The organism is Polaromonas sp. P1_G4, from assembly GCF_056405475.1.
In genome coordinates, this window is the sequence record NZ_JBFUCA010000909.1 from 1 (window position 1) to 972 (window position 972).

The 972-nt window shown below is 54.7% G+C and carries 2 protein-coding genes; both read left to right on the forward strand.

Annotation, left to right across the window (positions count from 1 at the left end):
* Window positions 1-241: 241 nt before the first annotated feature.
* Window positions 242-619 carry a hypothetical protein gene (locus tag AC1D1X_RS24375; RefSeq protein WP_477668249.1) on the forward strand — a complete coding sequence of 126 codons (378 nt, stop codon included), beginning with the start codon at window positions 242-244 and terminating at the stop codon, window positions 617-619.
* A gap of 117 nt (window positions 620-736) precedes the next feature.
* Window positions 737-972, forward strand: a 236-nt coding sequence (locus AC1D1X_RS24380; RefSeq protein WP_477699499.1) for a hypothetical protein, incomplete at its 3' end; no start/stop codon positions are given.

Below are 972 nucleotides of genomic sequence, written 5' to 3' on the forward strand. Positions count from 1 at the left end.
GGCTTAGGCCACAGCTCGCAACAGGCAACGCCCTTATTTTTGCAATTTGGCCAGTGCCGCTTTTTGTAGGCTACGTTGCGTTCTGCAGCCCCGATTTCAGGCCAACTGTCTTTTCAATTGCCATGGTTTTCTGTATGGCCGCATTTCCCTTTTGGTTGGTGTACAAGTGAAAGGCTTTTTAACTGGTTGTTCCATCGGATCGCCTTCGGCGCCCGCTGAGTGCCAACGTTAAAGCTCAGTAGTGATGCGTATTTACATCGCACTCCTGTTGAACCTGGCACTTGCTGGGGCGGCCACCGCGGCGCCAGCTTGCAAGGCAAAGACCGAAAACTCTTCCGGCTACTTGCGGGCGACAGAAGTGGTTGGAAGCCTTCCGGAATTGAAAGTTTGGTCACGGTCACACGAATTTCCAGTGACCTACGGCATGTCGTGGGACAAGCAGGTGCTCTTGCGCGGTCGGTGTTATTGGTCTGTCTCGGTGTACGCGAATCGCCCAGAACGTTTTGAGATGTGGCACATCTTCTATGTTGATGCGGCGCGCAACTCGGTGATGGTCATGGATCCAGTGAGTGGTGAGCCAATTTCCTTGCGTACCTGGCGTTCGAGGAAGGAGAGTTGATGAAAACCGTGGGCGTGGGCCTTACATGTCGCTCGACACGGAAACATAACTGCAGGTTGCGGCTGCGCCGCGCGGGTTGTGCGCCGGGTCAGCGCGGACGTTAGGCAACGCAAAATCATGGCAGCCTCAGTCGGCCTGAAGCGTTTTACTATCATGTGGTTTTTAGGCAGCCTCGGAACCGTCGCATTTCTTGCCGCATTCACCGCAGCCATGCTCAATAACAATGGCTGGTTAGGATATTTACGCCTGGTTCGAGGTGGCGCGTACGCTACTGGCATCGTCATTCGCACCGACCCTCGAAACCATTGCCTTACTGAGTACACCTTTTCTGCCGGAGGCCAACGCTTCACCGG